The organism is Streptomyces sp. CA-142005 (assembly GCF_050942335.1).
In the GTDB taxonomy this organism is placed as follows: Bacteria; Actinomycetota; Actinomycetes; order Streptomycetales; family Streptomycetaceae; genus Streptomyces.
In genome coordinates this window covers 8,716,908-8,733,049 of the sequence record NZ_CP192078.1, presented here as the reverse complement: position 1 = coordinate 8,733,049, position 16,142 = coordinate 8,716,908, and the positions used below count along the sequence as shown (strand labels likewise).

General features: G+C 70.0%; 15 protein-coding genes. 4 read left to right on the top strand and 11 right to left on the bottom strand.

The features are described from left to right. Window positions 1–390: 390 nt before the first annotated feature. Together ACQPXS_RS40275 and ACQPXS_RS40270 are read left to right on the top strand one after the other, a co-directional pair. Window positions 391–1,083 (top strand): alpha/beta fold hydrolase, encoded by a 693-nt coding sequence (locus ACQPXS_RS40275; protein WP_433454474.1) that lies wholly within the window; start codon window positions 391–393, stop codon window positions 1,081–1,083. 210 nt (window positions 1,084–1,293) lie between these two features. After that, window positions 1,294–2,130 (top strand): alpha/beta fold hydrolase, encoded by an 837-nt coding sequence (locus ACQPXS_RS40270; RefSeq protein ID WP_433454473.1) that lies wholly within the window; start codon window positions 1,294–1,296, stop codon window positions 2,128–2,130. Between the two features lie 337 nt (window positions 2,131–2,467). Here ACQPXS_RS40270 and ACQPXS_RS40265 read toward each other — a convergent pair whose 3' ends face one another. From ACQPXS_RS40265 to ACQPXS_RS40220, 10 genes are all read right to left on the bottom strand, one after another. After that, window positions 2,468–2,740, bottom strand: coding sequence for a hypothetical protein (locus ACQPXS_RS40265; RefSeq protein WP_433454472.1), 273 nt, complete (start codon window positions 2,738–2,740; stop codon window positions 2,468–2,470). Window positions 2,741–2,994: 254 nt separating this feature from the next. Then, a complete protein-coding gene (locus ACQPXS_RS40260; protein WP_433454471.1) occupies window positions 2,995–3,435 on the bottom strand; it encodes a hypothetical protein in 441 nt (146 codons plus the stop codon). Continuing rightward, window positions 3,432–3,866, bottom strand: a complete 435-nt coding sequence (locus ACQPXS_RS40255) for a MarR family winged helix-turn-helix transcriptional regulator (protein WP_433454470.1) — start codon at window positions 3,864–3,866, stop codon at window positions 3,432–3,434. The genes ACQPXS_RS40260 and ACQPXS_RS40255 overlap by 4 nt, the downstream gene beginning before the upstream one ends. Window positions 3,867–3,981: 115 nt before the next feature. Continuing rightward, window positions 3,982–6,015, bottom strand: coding sequence for an acetoacetate--CoA ligase (locus ACQPXS_RS40250; RefSeq protein ID WP_433454469.1), 2,034 nt, complete (start codon window positions 6,013–6,015; stop codon window positions 3,982–3,984). Then, window positions 6,012–6,635: an RBBP9/YdeN family alpha/beta hydrolase gene (locus tag ACQPXS_RS40245; protein WP_433454468.1), complete on the bottom strand. Its 624-nt coding sequence runs from the start codon at window positions 6,633–6,635 to the stop codon at window positions 6,012–6,014. The genes ACQPXS_RS40250 and ACQPXS_RS40245 overlap by 4 nt, the downstream gene beginning before the upstream one ends. Then, window positions 6,632–7,918 (bottom strand): MFS transporter, encoded by a 1,287-nt coding sequence (locus ACQPXS_RS40240; RefSeq protein WP_433454467.1) that lies wholly within the window; start codon window positions 7,916–7,918, stop codon window positions 6,632–6,634. Before ACQPXS_RS40240 ends, ACQPXS_RS40245 begins: the two co-directional genes overlap by 4 nt. A gap of 91 nt (window positions 7,919–8,009) precedes the next feature. Continuing rightward, complete coding sequence (locus ACQPXS_RS40235) at window positions 8,010–8,909, bottom strand: TauD/TfdA dioxygenase family protein (RefSeq protein WP_433454466.1); 900 nt, start codon at window positions 8,907–8,909, stop codon at window positions 8,010–8,012. 40 nt (window positions 8,910–8,949) lie between these two features. Next, entirely contained in the window at window positions 8,950–9,924 is a 975-nt protein-coding gene (locus tag ACQPXS_RS40230; RefSeq protein WP_433454465.1) for a quinone oxidoreductase family protein, read from the bottom strand. Window positions 9,925–9,966: 42 nt separating this feature from the next. Then, window positions 9,967–11,025 carry a 3-keto-5-aminohexanoate cleavage protein gene (locus tag ACQPXS_RS40225; RefSeq protein WP_433454464.1) on the bottom strand — a complete coding sequence of 353 codons (1,059 nt, stop codon included), beginning with the start codon at window positions 11,023–11,025 and terminating at the stop codon, window positions 9,967–9,969. A 301-nt stretch (window positions 11,026–11,326) separates the two neighbouring features. After that, complete coding sequence (locus ACQPXS_RS40220) at window positions 11,327–12,349, bottom strand: AraC family transcriptional regulator (protein WP_433454463.1); 1,023 nt, start codon at window positions 12,347–12,349, stop codon at window positions 11,327–11,329. A 189-nt stretch (window positions 12,350–12,538) separates the two neighbouring features. Between ACQPXS_RS40220 and ACQPXS_RS40215 the strand changes: the two genes are divergently transcribed. Continuing rightward, window positions 12,539–13,648, top strand: a complete 1,110-nt coding sequence (locus tag ACQPXS_RS40215; RefSeq protein WP_433454461.1) for a TauD/TfdA family dioxygenase — start codon at window positions 12,539–12,541, stop codon at window positions 13,646–13,648. Window positions 13,649–13,670: 22 nt separating this feature from the next. Then, entirely contained in the window at window positions 13,671–15,176 is a 1,506-nt protein-coding gene (locus ACQPXS_RS40210) for a long-chain-fatty-acid--CoA ligase (RefSeq protein WP_433454460.1), read from the top strand. A 20-nt stretch (window positions 15,177–15,196) separates the two neighbouring features. On the opposite strand, the gene ACQPXS_RS40205 is transcribed toward ACQPXS_RS40210, so the two are convergent. Then, a complete protein-coding gene (locus ACQPXS_RS40205; RefSeq protein WP_433454458.1) occupies window positions 15,197–16,108 on the bottom strand; it encodes a bile acid:sodium symporter family protein in 912 nt (303 codons plus the stop codon). Window positions 16,109–16,142 lie beyond the last annotated feature (34 nt).

Here is a 16,142-nt window from a genome sequence, read left to right as displayed (position 1 = left end):
CTCATCCCACCAGGTGGCGCGCGCACTGCGTCCACGGTCGTCATCGACATGCCCGTAGTCAAACGGCGGGACAGCGAAGCCGCCAGGCTAAACGGGGTGAAAAAGTAGGCCGCGGTCCTGGTGCTCACCCGGGCCGTGCGCACGGTGGTCCTGGTGAATGCGGCGACGCGATGTTCACGCCGGCTGGGACTGGGCGTGAGCCGGCGCGCTGGGTCGCACACAGCGTGGCCGTCGTCGACCACGCTCAGGCACGCGCTGGAGCCGTTCCTCTGGCAGTGAGCCGCTCGCGGGCCACGAACTACGTCACATGACGGGGGCGGCCGCGTCGGCGGTGTTCCTAGTGTCCTTCACAGGGGCCGATCGCCAGGCCCGGAAGACACTGGAGGGTTGATGAACGACAACTCGCAACGAGGGAATGTCGTGCTGGTCCACGGAGGATTCGTGGACGGCTCCGGTTGGCAGGGCGTCTACGAGGCCCTGAAGGCCGACGGCTACAACGTGGCCGTCGTGCAGAACCCCACGTTCTCCCTCGAGGGTGACGTGGCCGCCACCCGCCAGGTGATCGACGGTATGCCGGGACCGGTGACCCTGGTCGGCCACTCCTACGGCGGTGCGGTGATCACCGAGGCCGGCGTTCACGAGAAGGTGACATCGCTGGTGTACGTCGCCGCGTTCGCCCCGGACAAGGGCGAGTCGGTCAGCACCCTGATCGCCGACCCGCCGCCGGGGGCCCCGGTCCCGCCGATCCTGCCGCCGGACAACGGCTTCCTGTTCCTGGACCGGGACAAGTTCGCCGACTCCTTCGCCGGTGACCTGCCCCGTGCCCAGGCCGAGTTCATGGCCGACTCCCAGGTGCCCTGGGGCCTGGACGCCCTGAGCGGCGCGGTGTCCCGGTCGGCCTGGCGCACCAAGCCGGCCTGGTACCTCGTCGCCCAGGACGACCGGATGATCCCGCCGCCCGCGCAGCGCGCGATGGCCGAGCGAATCGGGGCCCAGACCGTCGAAGTACCCGGCAGCCACTCCGTCTACCTCTCGCAGCCGGCCGCCACGGCCGACCTGATCAAGCAGGCAGCCCGCGGCTGATCGCACCGCCACACCATCCTCGGCAGCGCCCGCCGAACGACCCGCCACAGCCGGTCGGCGGGCGCCGAACGCCTCGACTGCCTTCCGGACGGGACCTGCAGTCACCGCCTGAACTCTGTGCACCCTTCGGCGACGCCTCAGCGCGGCCCGGCAGCCGCTGCACGCCCTACCGGGGGGCGACGCCAGCCATCCCGTAACAGGAGCACCATCATGAAGTCCTCACACAGACGCCGGAACTATGTCCTCGGTGCCGCCGCGGCGGCGGCCCTGGTCGGCGCCGCAGCCGTGGCCACGCCGACCCCCGCGGCATCAGCAGCCGACAGCACGTCGGCGGCCAAGCCCACCGTCGTCCTGGTCCACGGCGGCTTCGCCGACGCCTCCAACTGGAACGGCGTCATAGCAGGGCTGCAGAAGGACGGCTTCCCGGTGATCGCCCCGGCCAACCCTCTGAGGGGCCTGCCCACCGACGCGCCCTACATCTCCAGCGTCCTGAAGTCGATCAAGGGTCCGATCATCCTCGTCGGCCACTCCTACGGCGGCGCCGTGATCACCAACGCGGCGGCTGGCAACCCGAACGTCAAGGCCCTGGTCTACGTCGCCGCGTTCGTCCCCGACACCGGCGAGAAGCTGGGCGACCTGATCCAGAAGTACCCCGGCAGCGAGATCCAGGCGGCGCTGAACCAGGTGCCGTTCACCAATCCCGACGGCACCACCGGAACCGACCTGTACCTGCGGCCCGACCGGCTGCGCGACGTGTTCGCCGCCGACCTGCCGGAGAAGACGACTCAACTGATGGCTGCCGAACAGCGGCCTTTCAGCGCCTCCTCCTTCACCGACGTGACCACCGCCGCCGCCTGGCACACCATCCCGTCCTGGGGCGTGGTCGCCGGCGCCGACAAGTCGATCCCCCCGGACCTGGAGCGGTTCGAGTACAGGCGGGCACACGCGCACGTCGTCGAGGTGCCGGGCGCGTCCCACGTCGTCATGATCAGCCACCCGGATGTCATCGAGCACATGATCGAGGAAGCCGCGGCCTCGACGAGCTGATCCCACCCCCGGGTATGGGTGACCCACTGACCCGCGCTCCACCGGCCGGGAACCGGCGCACCCCGTTCCCGGCCGGCCCATGGCCGGGACCCGCGTCACCCAGCTGGATTCGGCGGTACCCCAGGGTCGGAATCGACCGAATGCGCCGGCTGACGCCGGAGACCTGCGTCGATCAGTTACGGAGTTCACGCTACGGAGCGGCGCCGTAGTCGGGCTCGAACGGACGGCCGGCCGGCCGCCACCGTCACGTCCAGCAGCCAGTCGGTCATCGCCCGGGTCAGCGCCTCCCGTTCCGCCGGCTCCTCTGCCGTCAGGCGGTCCCCGGCGAACAGGCGTGTCAGGTCGTGGAAGCCGTAGCGGCCGTTCTCGGTCCGAGACAGCAGCCCAGCCCCAGTTCGTGCAACTCGTCCAGCAGTTCCTCGGCGTCGGGCACCGAGGACCCGACCAGCACCGAGGCCACAGGCGCCGCGAAATCGGGCCCCGGCACCAGGGCCAATCGGCGGCACAACCGCTGGGCCGCCGGGCTCAGGTGGTCGTACGACATGCCGAAGGCCGCCGTGATCTGCAGGGTGTGGCCGCAGACGTGTTCCTGACCGTCACACGAGCCCATCTAGTCCCACGAGTTCGGGGACTCCGGCATCACGGGCAGGCAATCGCACGCCGAGGTCCAGGCCGTCGCGGCCAAGGCAGGCTGAGCGCTGGGCGGATGGCGTATCGGGCGCTTGGCCCGAACAGCCTCGGCCGCCAATCCCCTACCAGGCAGGTGAGTTTCGTTCCTCTGCCCGGACAACGACCAGCCTCTCCGCCGCACCAAGTCCCGACGGCGGCAGTCACTGCCAGCCGCTGTGCTCGCAGCGACGAAGTTCAGCCTCGCCCGTCGGTGTGCTGCCAGGGGAAGGGCGCACGGTCGGGCTCGACCCAGCCGGTCCTGGCCCGGGCGTCGGCCAGCGTCGAGGGCCGGTAGAAGCGCGTGAGCAGCTTCTTGTCGAGCAGCGCGGGGTGCTGGTCGGCGAAGGCGTTGAAGTCGGCAGTGTCCGGCTGACCCGCGTGGTGGCCCACCAGCTCGACCCACGCACGGCTGACGGTGGCGTTGTACTTCTGCGGGACGCCTGCGTAACGGGCGGTGCGTTGGATACCGTCGCTGATCAGGTCAACCGCCGCGTCGGTTCCATAGCGCCGCACGGCCAGCCAGGTCAGGTGAACGTGCTGGCGGTGCCCGAACCGCTCGTCAGTGGCCATCACCTCGCCCATCAGTTCCGTGAACGCCGAAGCCTGCTCATTCGCAGCGTGTTCGCCAGTGCTCACGCCCCCTCCTTGATCAACGCATCCAGCACGGCACAGCAGTTGGCGATCGCTTCGGCAGACAGTCCGGCCAACGCGCGATTCTCAAGGTCGGCCAGCGTCTGCCTGATCAGGGCTGCTGTGGCGCGCCCGGACTCGGTGAGCTGGATCAGCACCGAACGGCGGTCGCCGGCCCGCGTGCCCCGGGTGATGTGACCGCGTCGCTCCAACCGGTCCAGCACGCCGGTCAGCGTAGTGGGGCGCGTGCCGACAGCAGCGCCCAGCTGAGACACGGTACGACCCTTGCCGTCAGCGAGATTTGCCAGTGCGTTGATTTCGGAGGCGGTCAGATCGAGATCGACGAGCTCAGCGGCGATCAGCTGCAAGGTGGCGTGGGTCGCGCGCTGCAAGGTCAACAGCACCGACCGGTCAGATGATGCGGATTCGGACTTCACACTTTCGGATATTACGAGATCGTAGTAATGAACCGCAAGCTTCCGTCGCGACCTCAGTGCCGCTCGGCACGCCGAGTCCGGGTCGGCGTCGGGCGGTGCCGGCCCGACTCACCGATCAGGCGGCAGCGGCATCCTGCTCGCGATCGTGGATCGGTCCCGTCTCACCGGTCTGATTCTTCCGGCCTCCGAATTCTGCGAACCAGGCCAGCATGTGACCATCGGTAACGGCACCCGGAGCGGTGACATCGCACACGCGCGCGCCCTGCAGAATCCGTTTGACCGGCACCTCCAGCTTCTTTCCGGTCAGTGTGCGGGGCAGTGCGGGCACCCGCACGATCACGTCGGGCACATGGCGTGGGGACAACTGGCGCCTGACGGCCGCTGTGATCCGCTCGCGCAGGCCGTCGTCCGTTTCCTCGTCGTCGTCCGTCACGATGAACAACGGCATGAAGTAACCGCCATCGGCCTGCTCGACACCGACGACGAGGCTGTCCGAGATGCCGGGCAGCTGCTCCACCACCGCGTAGATGTCGGCCGACCCCATCCTCACCCCCATGCGGTTGAGCGTGGAGTCGGACCGGCCGGACACGACGACCGACAGGTCCGCATCCATGGTCACCCAATCACCGTGCCGCCACACGCCGGGGTAGGTGTCGAAGTAGCTGGACCGGTAGCGGGCGTCACCGGGGTCGTCGACGAAGCGCAGCGGCATGGACGGCAGTGGGGCGGTGACCACCAGCTCTCCCTGCTCTCCGATCAGAGGCTGTCCCGTCTCGTCCCACGCGGCCAGCGCCACACCGAGCGCCGGGCACTGCATGCGGCCTACGCGCACCGGGAGGAGCGGGGAGCCGCCTGCCAGGACGGAGCAGACGTCGGTTCCACCGCAGATCGACTGAAGCCATACGCCGGGAGTAAGCCGGTCGTGGACCCACTGCCAGGTGCTCGGAGCCATGGCCGAGCCTGTCTGCAGGACCGAGCGCACGGCACCGAGGTCGAGGTCTGCTGCCGGATGCAGACCCGACTTCTCCACGGCCGCGAGATAGGCCGCGCCGACTCCGACCATCGTCGCCCTGGTCCGTTCGGCGACGCGCCAGGCGCCGGCGGCGTCGGGAAAGGTGGGGCTGCCGTCGTACAGGACGATCGTGGTGCCGTGCAGCAGGCCGCCGACCAGGAAGTTCCACACCATCCAGCTGGTGGAGGTGACGAACAGGTACCGGTCCTCGGGGCGCAGGTCGACACCGAGCCCGAGCGCCTTCAGCAGTTCCACCACGATGCCGCCGTGGCTCTGCACGATGCCCTTCGGGACGCCGGTGGTTCCCGACGACCAGAGTATCCAGAGCGGGTGGTCGAAGGGTACGTCGCAGAAGTCCGGTGCCTGGTCGGTGGAGGGCAGCGCGGACCACGCGTGCACGGTGACGTCGGATCGTACGGACCAGGCGTCCGTCTGCGAGGGGAAGAGGTTGTCGATGGTGAGGAGGTGGCGGACGGTAGGCAGCCCGTCCAGGAGTTCGGTGACCGTGGTCCGTTTGTCGTGCTCCTTGCCCCCGTAGCGGTAGCCGTCCGCGGCGACGAGGACCGTCGGCCGGGCCTGTCGCAGCCGGGCGAGCACGCTGGGAGTGCCGAAGTCGGGCGAACAGGCCGTCCACACCGCGCCGACCGCCGCGGTCGCCAGCAGTCCCACCACCGTCTGCGGCAGGTTGGTGAGGTAGCCGGCGACACAGTCACCGGGCTTCACACCCATACGCCGGAGGGCGGCCGACACGTCGGCGACCCGGCGGCGCAGCTGCGCCCACGACGTCTCCACGGGCTCCCCGCCCTCGGTCACGCTCACCAGAGCGGGACGCGCGTCGGTGGCCTGGGCCAGGCACCGTTCGGCGAAGTTCAGGCGCGCGCCGGTGAACCAGCGGGCGCCCGGCATGGTGGTGTCGGCCAGCACCTCGTCGTATGCGGTGACAGCGTCCAGCCCGTAGTACTCCCACACCGCCGACCAGAAGCCCGCCAGATCGGTGGAGCTCCACCGCCACAGCTCGGCGTAGTCGGCGAAGCTCAGGCCGCGGGTCTCTTCCAGCCATTCCATGAACACCGCGACGTTGGAGTCCTCCAGTTCGCGGCGTCCCGGTGTCCACAGCGCTTCGGAGTCCGGCTTCATGAGTGCCCTCCGGTGGGCGTCGCCCCGAGCGGTGCGCGGCCGGAGTCGGACTCCAGCATGCAGATCAGCTCTTCGGCCTGGGACCATTCGCCGTGTCCCGAGGCCGGGTTGAGGTGGCCGACCGCGCCCAGTTGCAGGAGTTGACTGCCCCAGCTCCGGGCCAGTTCGGCGACGCGTTCGGGTGCGCCCAGCGGGTCGTCGGAGCTGGCGGCGACGATGCTCGGGAAGGGCAGCCGCGCGCGGGGCACGGGGATCCAGCCGTGCTCCGCCAGTTCGGCAGGGGTGGGGTAGCCGTCCGGCAGGGGTGTTGTGAAGTCCGGTGGTGTGGCGAGGAGCGCGCCGCGTACGTCGGCTCGGTGGCGGGCGGCCCAGTGCACCGTGGTGATGACTCCCGCGCTGTGGGCGACCAGCACGACCGGTCCGTCCACGGTCGCCAGCGTCGCGGCCACGTTGCCGACTTGGGCGTCCAGGCTGAGTCGTCGCCCGACCACCGGAGGAACGGTGCGCACGGGACGACCTGCTTCGGCGAGGCGTTCGGCGAGCACGGTCTGCCAGTGGTCCGCGATGTGGTCGCGCAGACCTGGGACGATGACCACGGTGGGTTCCGGCGTGGGACTCATGAAGGGATCTCCGACGGGTGCTTGGGCTCCGCCTTCGCGGTGAGGTCGGCGAGGCGGAGGAGGTCGCGCTCGTACCAGTGCCTGCCGACCAGGAAGGCCAGTGTGGCCGCGACCGCGACGAGGGGCACGATGCGCAGGGCGCCCAGCAGGCCGAAGTGGTCCGCGAGCGCGCCCGTGACCGCGGGACCGGGGGCCAGGCCGAGCAGGCTGTTGGCCAGGGTGAGGGTGGCGAACGCGGTCGCCGCGATGGAGGCGGGGGTCAGGTTCGCCACCATGGCCGCCGCGGGTCCGGCGGAACCGGCCGACAGCAGGCAGCCCACGGCCAGAGCGAGCAACTGAGCCGCGCCGGTGGGCAGTTGGAAGGCGAGGGTCAGCAGGAGGAGCGCGCCGAGGCTGCAGCCGGCCGCGACGGCCCATTTACGGATGGGGGCGGTGGAGCTGATGCGGTCGGAGGCCACGCCCCCGAAGATCATCCCCAGGCCGATGATCATGGCGAAGCCGCCGGCGGCCCCGCCCGCCTTGGCCGGTGCCATGTGGTAGTAGCGGTTGAAGAAGCTCGGCAGCCAGGACAACAGCGCGCCGGCGATGAACAGTTGCAGTCCGCTGCCGACATAGGCACTGATGACCGAGACGGAGGAGAAGAGGCGGGGGAGGTGAGTGCGCAGCCGCCCGTGGGCTTCCGCGCCGTTCTCGCCGCCGGAGGGGCGTCCGTGGGGTGTCAGTCTGCTCTCCTTGACCACGACCGCGTACACGGCGGCGAGCACGAGGCCGAAGATCCCCATCGCGGCGAACGCCCAGCGCCAGCCGGCCGCCTGGGCCACCGCGCCGCCGACGGCGACGCCGAGTACCGAGCCGAAGGCGCCGCCGGCGATGAAGGCACCGGAGAGGGTGGCCCGCAGGGTGCGGGGGAAGATGCTGAGGACCACGGCGATGCCCACACTGCCGTACGCCGCCTCGCCGATGCCGACGAAGAGGCGGCCTACGAACATCTCGCCGTAACTCGCCGATACGGCGCACCCCAGGGTGGCAAGGCTCCACATCGTGGCGGCCAGCAGCAGACTCCGGACCCTCCCCCACCGGTCGGCCATCAGGGACATGGGGAAGGTGAGTACGCCGACCGCCAGGGCGACGACGCCGCTGAGCGAGCCCAGGGCGGCGTCGGACAGCAGCCATTCGGCTTTCAGCATCGGGAAGACGGCGTTGAGGACCTGGCGGGACATGTAGTCGGACAGCAGCAGGCCGAAGCCGAGTGCGAAGACCGTCCAGGCATAGCCTTTGGACACGGGCCACTCCGACGCGGACGATGTCGGGGCCGTGGACTGCGCAGTGGCGTGAAACTCCATTGTCATCACCTCGACTGCTTGGAAGGGAAGGTCAGAACGGTCTGTCGCCCACGATTCCGGCGCGCTCCATCTTGCGGACGGCAGGCCAGTAGTCCTGGACGGCGTAGTGCTGGGTGGAGCGGTTGTCCCAGATGGCCACGCTGCCCGGGCTCCAGCGCCAGCGCACCTGGTACTCGGGGATCGCCGCCTGGCTGATCAGATAGGCGAGCAGGTGGCTCGCGCCCGGCGCGTAGTCCTGGCCGAAACGCACGTTCTCGGGCGTGTGGTAGTTGACGAAGTGCGTCGTGAACGCGTTGACGAAGAGGATCTTCTCGCCTGTCTCGGGGTGGGTCCGCACGACCGGGTGCTCGGCGTCAGGGAACCGCTCCTTCAGCGCGTGGCGCTGTTCCTCGGGCATGACGGCGCCGAAGGTGGCCTCGATGCTGTGCCGGGCGCGCAGCCCCGGGATCCGGGTCTTGATGTGGTCGGGGAGGCGACGGTACGCCTCGACCATGTTCACCCAGATCGTGTCTCCGCCGACCGGGGGCGACTCGACGCAGCGCAGTACGGCGCCCATCGACGGGTTCACCCGCCAGGTGCCGTCCGTGTGCAGGGCGTTCTCGTAGTGCTCCGGAGGACTGTCCAGGTCCTTGTAGATCCTGACCAGTCCGGGGTGGTCCGGGTCGCTGCCGGCGACGGGGTGGTCCTCCAGCGGGCCGAAGCGCGAGGCGAACGCGACGTGGTCGGCACGGGAGATGTCCTGGTCCCGCAGGAAGAGGACCTTGTACTCCAGCAGCAGGCTCTTGATCTCGGCGAACAGGTCGTCGTCCCGGGCCGCGTCGGCGAGGTTCACCCCGGTGAGTTCCGCACCGATGGTGCAGGTCAGGGGCTCGACCTGGATCGAGGTGCGCCGTGCGGCGGAGCGCACCGGAGACGAGAGGATGTCGGGCATGGGTGCTCCCTCCATGGGAGGTGGGTCGAGGGTGCCGTGCTCACAGGACGAAGACGGAGGACCCGGTGGTCCGCCCGGCTTCCAGGTCGTGGTGGGCCTGGACCGCGTCCTCGAGCTCGTAGCGCTGGTTGATCTCGATGGCGATGCGCCCCGATGAGACGTGATCGAACAGTTCTCCTGCCAGAGCACCGCGTTCGGCGGGGTCGGCGATGTAGTCGGCGAGGGCGGGCCGGGTGACGAACAGCGAGCCACGGGCGGCGAGTTGCATGGCGTCGATCGGTGGTACGGGACCGGAGGCGGTGCCGAAGCACACCAGCAGTCCGCGACGGGCCAGCGAGGCCAGCGAGCCGGCGAAGGTGTCCTTGCCGACGCTGTCGAGCACCAGCGGTACCCCGGCTCCGTCGGTCAGTTCCCGCACTCGCTCGGCCACGTCCTCCTGCCGGTAGCGGACGACGTGCTCGCATCCGTGTGCGCGGGCGATCTCCGCCTTCTCCTCGCTGGAGACGGTTCCGATCACACGGATGCCGAGCAGTGCGGCCCACTGGGAGACGATCAGGCCCACGCCGCCCGCGGCCGCGTGCAACAGCACCGTGTCCCCCTCCCGCAGCGGGTGGATCCTGCGCAGCAGATAGGCCGCCGTCAGGCCGCGCATGGTCATCGCGGCCGCCGTCTCACAGCTGATCTCCGGGGGCAGTTTGATCAGGTGCGAGGCATCCATGACCCGTTCGGTGCTGTAGGCACCGAGGGGGCTCCCGGTGTACGTCACGCGGTCCCCCGCGGCGACATGGGTGACGCCCTCCCCGACCGCCTCCACCACCCCGGCGGCTTCGACGCCGATGCCGTCGGGCAGCCGGACCGGGTAGAGCCCGGTACGGAAATAGGTGTCGGCGAAGTTGAGGCCGACGGCTTCGTGCCGGATGCGCACCTGGCCCGGTCCGGGGTCGCCGACGGGCACCTCCTCCCATGTGAGGACGTCAGGGCCACCGGTTTCGTAGAAGCGGACGGCGTGTGCCACGGAGAGCTCCCTGAGGGTTCGTAAGGGTGGGGAAGAGGGCGGTCAGGCCGTGACGTCGCGCAGCATGAAGCCGCGCTGTCCCGGGCGGCGGTTGGGCACCATGCCGAGCCGGGCGAGGGTCTCGTCGGCGTCCGCGTAGTACTCGCCGAGCTTGTAGATCCGCTTGGCGTCCGCTCCCGTGGCGATATCGCGGCCAAGTGCCTCGGAGATCTTCACCATCTGCTCGACCTGGGCCACGGAGGACATCCGTTCGCCCTTGGCGCGCCAGAGGTTGTCCTCGTTGCCGACGCGCACGTGCTGGCCGAGGGCGATGGCGACGGCGTTCATGGGCGCCACGGCGCGCATGGAGCTCTCGATGGTCAGGACGGCTCCGTCCGGCACGCGGCGGATGAACTCGACCAGGTCGGCGGGGTGCCTGCCGGCGAAACCGCCACCGATGGCCACGTAGTTGAGGATCAGCGGCCCGGTGTAGACGCCCGCGCGGATCAGCCGCTCCACGGTCTCCAGCTGGGCCAGGTGGGCGAGCTGGAAGTGGGGCTGGATGCCGTTCGCGTGCAGGCGCTTGAGGTGTTCCAGGTAGAAGTCCGGACCGGCCTCGACGACCATGTCGCGGTAGGCCCGGTAGTAGTCCGGCTTCGCGATCGAGGTGCCCTCCAGGTCGTCGTCGTTCATGATCTCGACGATGTTCATCTGGCTGGTGTTGATGGCGATCGTCACCTGGTCGGGTGCCGGGGTGAGTTCGGCCAGCAGGTGGCGGGTGTCGTAGGCGAGCCACTTGGCGTCGCCGCCCTCGCCCTCGGGTGCGAAGGAGATCGATCCGCCGATCTGGAGCACCATGTCCGGCACGGCCTCGCGCAGTCGCCCGAGCAGTTCGTTGAACATCGACATCCGCTTGGAGCCCTTGCCGTCGAGCTCGCGGACGTGAATGTGGAGCACCGTGGCGCCGGCGTTGTAGCAGTCCACGGCCGCCTGGACGTGCTCGTCCATGGTCAGTGGCAGGTCGTCCGCGTCCCCGGGAAGCCACTCGGGGCCGTACGGCGCGGCCTGGATCACCAGCTTCTCCTGGTTCTCCGGGAAGAGGGAGTCGTCGTGGAAATGCACGGGGCTTCTCCTTGGCGTAGGGGTGATCGCGTCACAGAGCAGGCAGCGGACGCGACGACAGGACTGCGACGGCGTAGGTCCGGACGGTCGCAGCAACCGACCCAGTGGTTTGCGGGCCGATCCGGAGGGAGTGCCCTCAGGGGAGCTGCAGAGCAATCCCTCCGGAGGCCGACCGCCGGCGCGGTGGTGCCAAGGTAGGGCGGGCGGCACGCAGCCGCTTTGCCTGTGGAGACAGGTCACTTGCCAATCGGGGACACACGGCCGGGACCACCCGTGCCACTGACGGCGTGCGCCCGCGGGCTCAGCTTCCGCCGGGCGCTGCCAGGCCGCCCCGGCCCTTGCGCCACTCCCGCGGACCGGTGCCGAAGTGTTCGTGGAACCAGCGGGAGAAGGCGCTCAGCGACGAGAACCCCAGCAGCGTGGAGACCTCGGTCAGGGAACGGTTGGGGTTGGCGACGAACTGCTCCGCGAGCGCCGTGCGCGTCGAGTGGAGCAGTGAGGAGAACGTCTCTCCAGAGCGGGCCAGATGACGGTGAACCGTGCGCCGGTCGACGCCGAGGCTGCGTGCGATCTGCTCGATGGAGCAGCGCCCGGTCGGCAGCAGCGCCTCGATGAGGTCGCGCACCCGGTCCACCTCGGATGCTTCCCTGGGGGCCGCGATGGGCTCGAAGTACTGCCGGGTGTAGCTGCGCAACTGCGCGTCGGCCATGGCGTTGGGGGCGTCGAGGTCCTCGGCGTAGAAGACGATGCCGTTGAATTCGCGGTCGAACTCCACCGAAGGCCCGAACAGACGGCGATGGCTTGCGGTGTCCCGCGGCGCCTGGTGGGCGAAGCAGACCGACGAGGGGCGCCAGTGCGGGCCGAGGAAGCCGCTCAGCACGCGGTGGAACGCGCCCACGGCGAGTTCCGTGCCCTGCCGGGCCGGCCGCGGCTCCCCGAGCCGGAGATCCACCTTCAGCGTGGCCACCCCGTTGCCTTCCGAGAGCCGCGCGTGCAGGACCTCGTTGTAGGTGTGCTGGTGGCGGATCAGCAGGGCCAACGCGCTGCGGACGTCGGGCTCTTCACGGACGAGCAGGCTGATGGGTCCGAGGTTGGAGAAGCGCCGCCGCTCGGTCAGCAGCAGACCGAAGTCCTCACGCCCGGACGCGGCGGCCGACAACTCCAGCAGTCCGACCACCGCCGTGCCGGAGATCCACCGGTCCTGCACGGCCAGGTCCGCGGTGTCCAGGCCGACGCCCCTCATCAGCGCGCGGGGGTCGAGGCCGAGGGATCGGCTCAGCTCGACGTAGCCGTTCAGCGCGGCGGTGCGGGCAAGGGGCCTCATGGGCACGCTCCAAGGGCAGCGGGTCCCCAGAAGTTAAGTTTCGCGTCCCGGCACGTCAAGCATGGCGGGCGTGTGATTCGTAGCATCCCCGTTCAACGCGGCCCGTGCGGCGGCGCGACGGCCATCCCGCCCACCAACGGCACCGCCCGAAGAAACTGCCCGGCTCACCAGGACCTCGCGGAGGCGACCATGGCCGAAACCCCACAGGCGCCGACGGTGCCGACCGAACCGTTCATGGGCCCCGCCCTGTGGTACGGACCCGATCTGGCGGGCCGTGAGGACTGGGTTCTGAGTCTGTCCGCCGAGACCCGTGCCGAATTGCGTACGGCGCTGCACACCGCCCGCGCTCGCGCCGCCACCCTGCTGCGGATGACCGTCGCCGACTTCCCGCTGTCCACGCTCGCCGCCGAGCTGAAGCGCGCCGCGGGAACACTGTCCGAGGGGCGGGGCTTCCTTCTGATCAAGGGCATTCCGGCGGATCTGCTCGGGGAGGCCGAAGCGAGCACCGTGCTGCGCGGCATCGGCCAGTACCTGGGCAGGCCCGTCCCGCAGACCGCCGACGGCCGTACCCTGTGCCACATCCGGGACGCCGGCCCGACGCCGGACGAACCGGCGCCGCCCGCGTACCTCACACGGGCAGCACTGCCGTTCCACACCGCAGAGGCGGACCTGCTCGGCCTGCTGTGCCTGCGGCCGGCCCGCTCGGGCGGCCGTACGCTGCTCGCCAGTGCCGCTGCCGTGCACAACGCCGTGCTCGAAACCCGCCCGGATCTCGCCGCGCACCTGTACCGCACCCACCGCTTCGAGCGCCAGGAGGAGCGGGCGTCCGGCGAGCGAGCGTACCTCGCCTCCCCGCTCGTCACCCGGCACGGCGACCGACCCAGCATGCGCTACGACCGTGCCCTCCTGAACAAGGCAGAGCCCACCGGCCGCGACGGTGATCCGGACGGCGCCCCGGCCGCCGACAGGGAGCTGTACGACCTCATCGAGACGACGGCCGCCTCGTCCGCCGTCCGCCTCGAACTGGCTCTCCAGCCCGGTGACCTGCTGCTCATCGACAACCACGTGGTCCTGCACGCCCGATCGGCGTACGAGGACTTCGACGCCCCGGAGCACAAACGCCACCTGCTGCGCCTGTGGCTGGCCCGCCATGGGGACACCTATCCGGCCGGACGGGCTGCCGGATCGCGGTCCCGCCCCGATACACGCACCGGGGTCACGCCGTGCGACGTCATCCACCCCCGGAGCCTGCGCATGGCACGCCGCTGCTGCGACTGTCCGTCGCCGCGCACCCACTAGACGAATCGAGGACACCACGGTCATGACCAATCTCGCCGCACTCCTGGTGAACTCCGCGGCCGTGCATGGAGAGCACGTCGCCGTACGCCAGGACGACAGCACCCTGACGTACGAGCAGCTCGACGAGGCGAGTGCCCGGCTCGCCTCCGTCCTGCGCGACCGGGGTGTCCGGCCGGGCGACGCGGTCGCCATGACCATGCCCAACGTGCCGCTCTTCCCGGTGGTGTACTACGGCATCCTGCGGGCCGGCGGCGTGGTGGTGCCGATGAACCCGCTGCTCAAGGCCCGTGAGGTGGCCTTCGTGCTGCGCGACTCGGGGGCCCGGATGGCACTGGCCCACCCGATGTGCGCCGAGGAGGTCGCGAAGGCCGCCGCCGAGACCGGTGCGGAGTGCCTGGTCACGGGTCCCGACGCCTTCCCCGCACTGCTGCTCGCTGCCCGGCCCGAGGCCGGCGTCGTCGAACGGGCCGACGACGACACCGCCCTCATCCTGTACACATCGGGCACCACCGGCACGCCCAAAGGAGCCGAACTGACCCACCGCAACCTGCTGACCAACACGGCCACCACCGCGCGGACCCTGCTTCTGCTCGGCCCGGAGGACGTCCTGTTCGGCGGCCTGCCGCTGTTCCACGCCTTCGGGCAGACCTGTGCCATGAACGCCTCTGTGGCCGCAGGCGCGATGCTGACGCTGCTGCCCCGGTTCGACGCGGGGAGGGCCCTGGAGGTCATGCACCGGGACCGGGTCACCGTCTTCCTCGGAGTGCCGACGATGTACTCCGCGCTTCTGCAGGCCCGACTCTCCGACGGGCATGAGGCGTCCCGGCTCCGGCTCGCGGTCTCGGGTGGTGCCGCCCTGCCGGTCGAGGTGCTGCATGGCTTCGAGCGGACCTTCGGGGCGACTGTCCTGGAAGGCTACGGCCTGTCGGAGACCTCTCCGGTGGCCGCCTTCAACCATCCGGACCGCCCGCGCAGGGCCGGCTCGATCGGCACACCCGTGCGGGGCGTCGAGATGAAACTCGTAGCAGACGACGGGACCACCGTGGAGCGCGGCGCGATCGGAGAGATCGCCGTGCGCGGTGAGAACGTGATGAAGGGCTACTTCAACAACCCCGATGCAAGCACCCACGCCCTCCGCGACGGCTGGTTCCACACCGGCGACCTTGCACGCGTCGACCAGGACGGCTTCTACTTCATCGTGGACCGGAAGAAGGACCTGATCATCCGGGGCGGATACAACGTCTACCCGCGGGAGATCGAGGAGGTCCTCTACGGGCACCCCGCGATCGCCGAGGCCGCGGTCGTGGGAGTTCCGGACCCGCTGCACGGCGAGGAAGTCGCTGCGGTCGTCGTGCTGAGGACCGGAGCGGAGGCGACGCCGGAGGAGATCCGCGACTACGTCAAGGAACGTGTCGCGGCCTACAAGTATCCGCGCATCGTCACCCTCACCGCCGAGCTCCCCAAGGGCCCGACCGGCAAGATCCTCAAGCGGGAGATCACCGTCCCGCCGTCGTCGGTCCGCTCGTGAGCGTCAGGCCGCGACAGACGTCAAGGACTGGTGCTGGCCGACGGCGTGCCGTGGTCGGTGTCGGGCGGCGGCGGGGCCTGACGTCGGCGGCCGAGGAACGTGGCGATCGGGAGGGCCGCGGCCAGCCCGCTGAGCAGGACCCCTGCCAGCGCCCCCAGCACGGCGGTCTGGTCGTCGAAGGCGAGCCCGATCGCGGCCAGCGCGGGACCCACGTTGCGTACCGAAGCGACGCCGCCCATGGTGGTGCGGCGCACCGTCGGGCCCGTGGCCAGCAAGGTACCGATGCCGAAGGCGGCGACTGCGAGCAGGAACCCGGCGAGCAGGGAGAGGGAGCCGAATAGGTCCACGACTGCTCGCCAGTTGCCGAGCAGCATGCCGGCGAGCACGATCAGGAAGGTGATGTTGGAGACCGCGGCTGCCGTGGGGTGCCATGACTGCGCCGTGGGTGTGGCGTAGCGGCGCATGAGCAGGCCGATGGCGAACGGCACGAGTTGGAGCAGCGCCACGGTGCGGACCAGTGCCCCGACGTCGAGGGACACGTTGGTGCCGATGTCGGCGGCGGTGAGGATGCCGTTGACCGTGGGTGCGAAGGTGAGACTGCCGATGGAGGCGAGGAGTACCTGCGTCGCCGCGCCCGCTACGACATCGCCGTTCTGCACCATGGCCAGTTTCGCGCCGAAGGGGCCGCCCGGGGACGAGGCGAGCAGGACCAGGGCGACGAGGGAGGCCGGCGGGAGACCGAGGAGCGTGCCGATGCCCCAGCCGAGCAGCGGGATGATCACCATGTTGGCGAGCAGCGCCAGCAGGAGCAGCGGGACGTTGGTGAAGACGCCCCGCAGTGCGGGGACGGTGGCACCCAGGCCGGCCGCGAACATCGTGGCCATGATGAAGATGACGGTGACGGCGTTGAGCACCAGGTGCAGTGTGTCCATCGGCCTTCCCCCCTCCGGGGAGTGGAGATCTCCG

Coding starts and splice junctions, on each gene's coding strand:
- ACQPXS_RS40265 (WP_433454472.1), bottom strand. CDS start 2,740: ATGGGCTCGTGTGACGGTCAGGAACACGTCTGCGGCCACACCCTGCAG.
- ACQPXS_RS40270 (WP_433454473.1), top strand. CDS start 1,294: ATGAAGTCCTCACACAGACGCCGGAACTATGTCCTCGGTGCCGCCGCG.
- ACQPXS_RS40205 (WP_433454458.1), bottom strand. CDS start 16,108: ATGGACACACTGCACCTGGTGCTCAACGCCGTCACCGTCATCTTCATC.
- ACQPXS_RS40275 (WP_433454474.1), top strand. CDS start 391: ATGAACGACAACTCGCAACGAGGGAATGTCGTGCTGGTCCACGGAGGA.
- ACQPXS_RS40245 (WP_433454468.1), bottom strand. CDS start 6,635: ATGAGTCCCACGCCGGAACCCACCGTGGTCATCGTCCCAGGTCTGCGC.
- ACQPXS_RS40220 (WP_433454463.1), bottom strand. CDS start 12,349: ATGAGGCCCCTTGCCCGCACCGCCGCGCTGAACGGCTACGTCGAGCTG.
- ACQPXS_RS40215 (WP_433454461.1), top strand. CDS start 12,539: ATGGCCGAAACCCCACAGGCGCCGACGGTGCCGACCGAACCGTTCATG.
- ACQPXS_RS40235 (WP_433454466.1), bottom strand. CDS start 8,909: ATGCCCGACATCCTCTCGTCTCCGGTGCGCTCCGCCGCACGGCGCACC.
- ACQPXS_RS40210 (WP_433454460.1), top strand. CDS start 13,671: ATGACCAATCTCGCCGCACTCCTGGTGAACTCCGCGGCCGTGCATGGA.
- ACQPXS_RS40250 (WP_433454469.1), bottom strand. CDS start 6,015: ATGAAGCCGGACTCCGAAGCGCTGTGGACACCGGGACGCCGCGAACTG.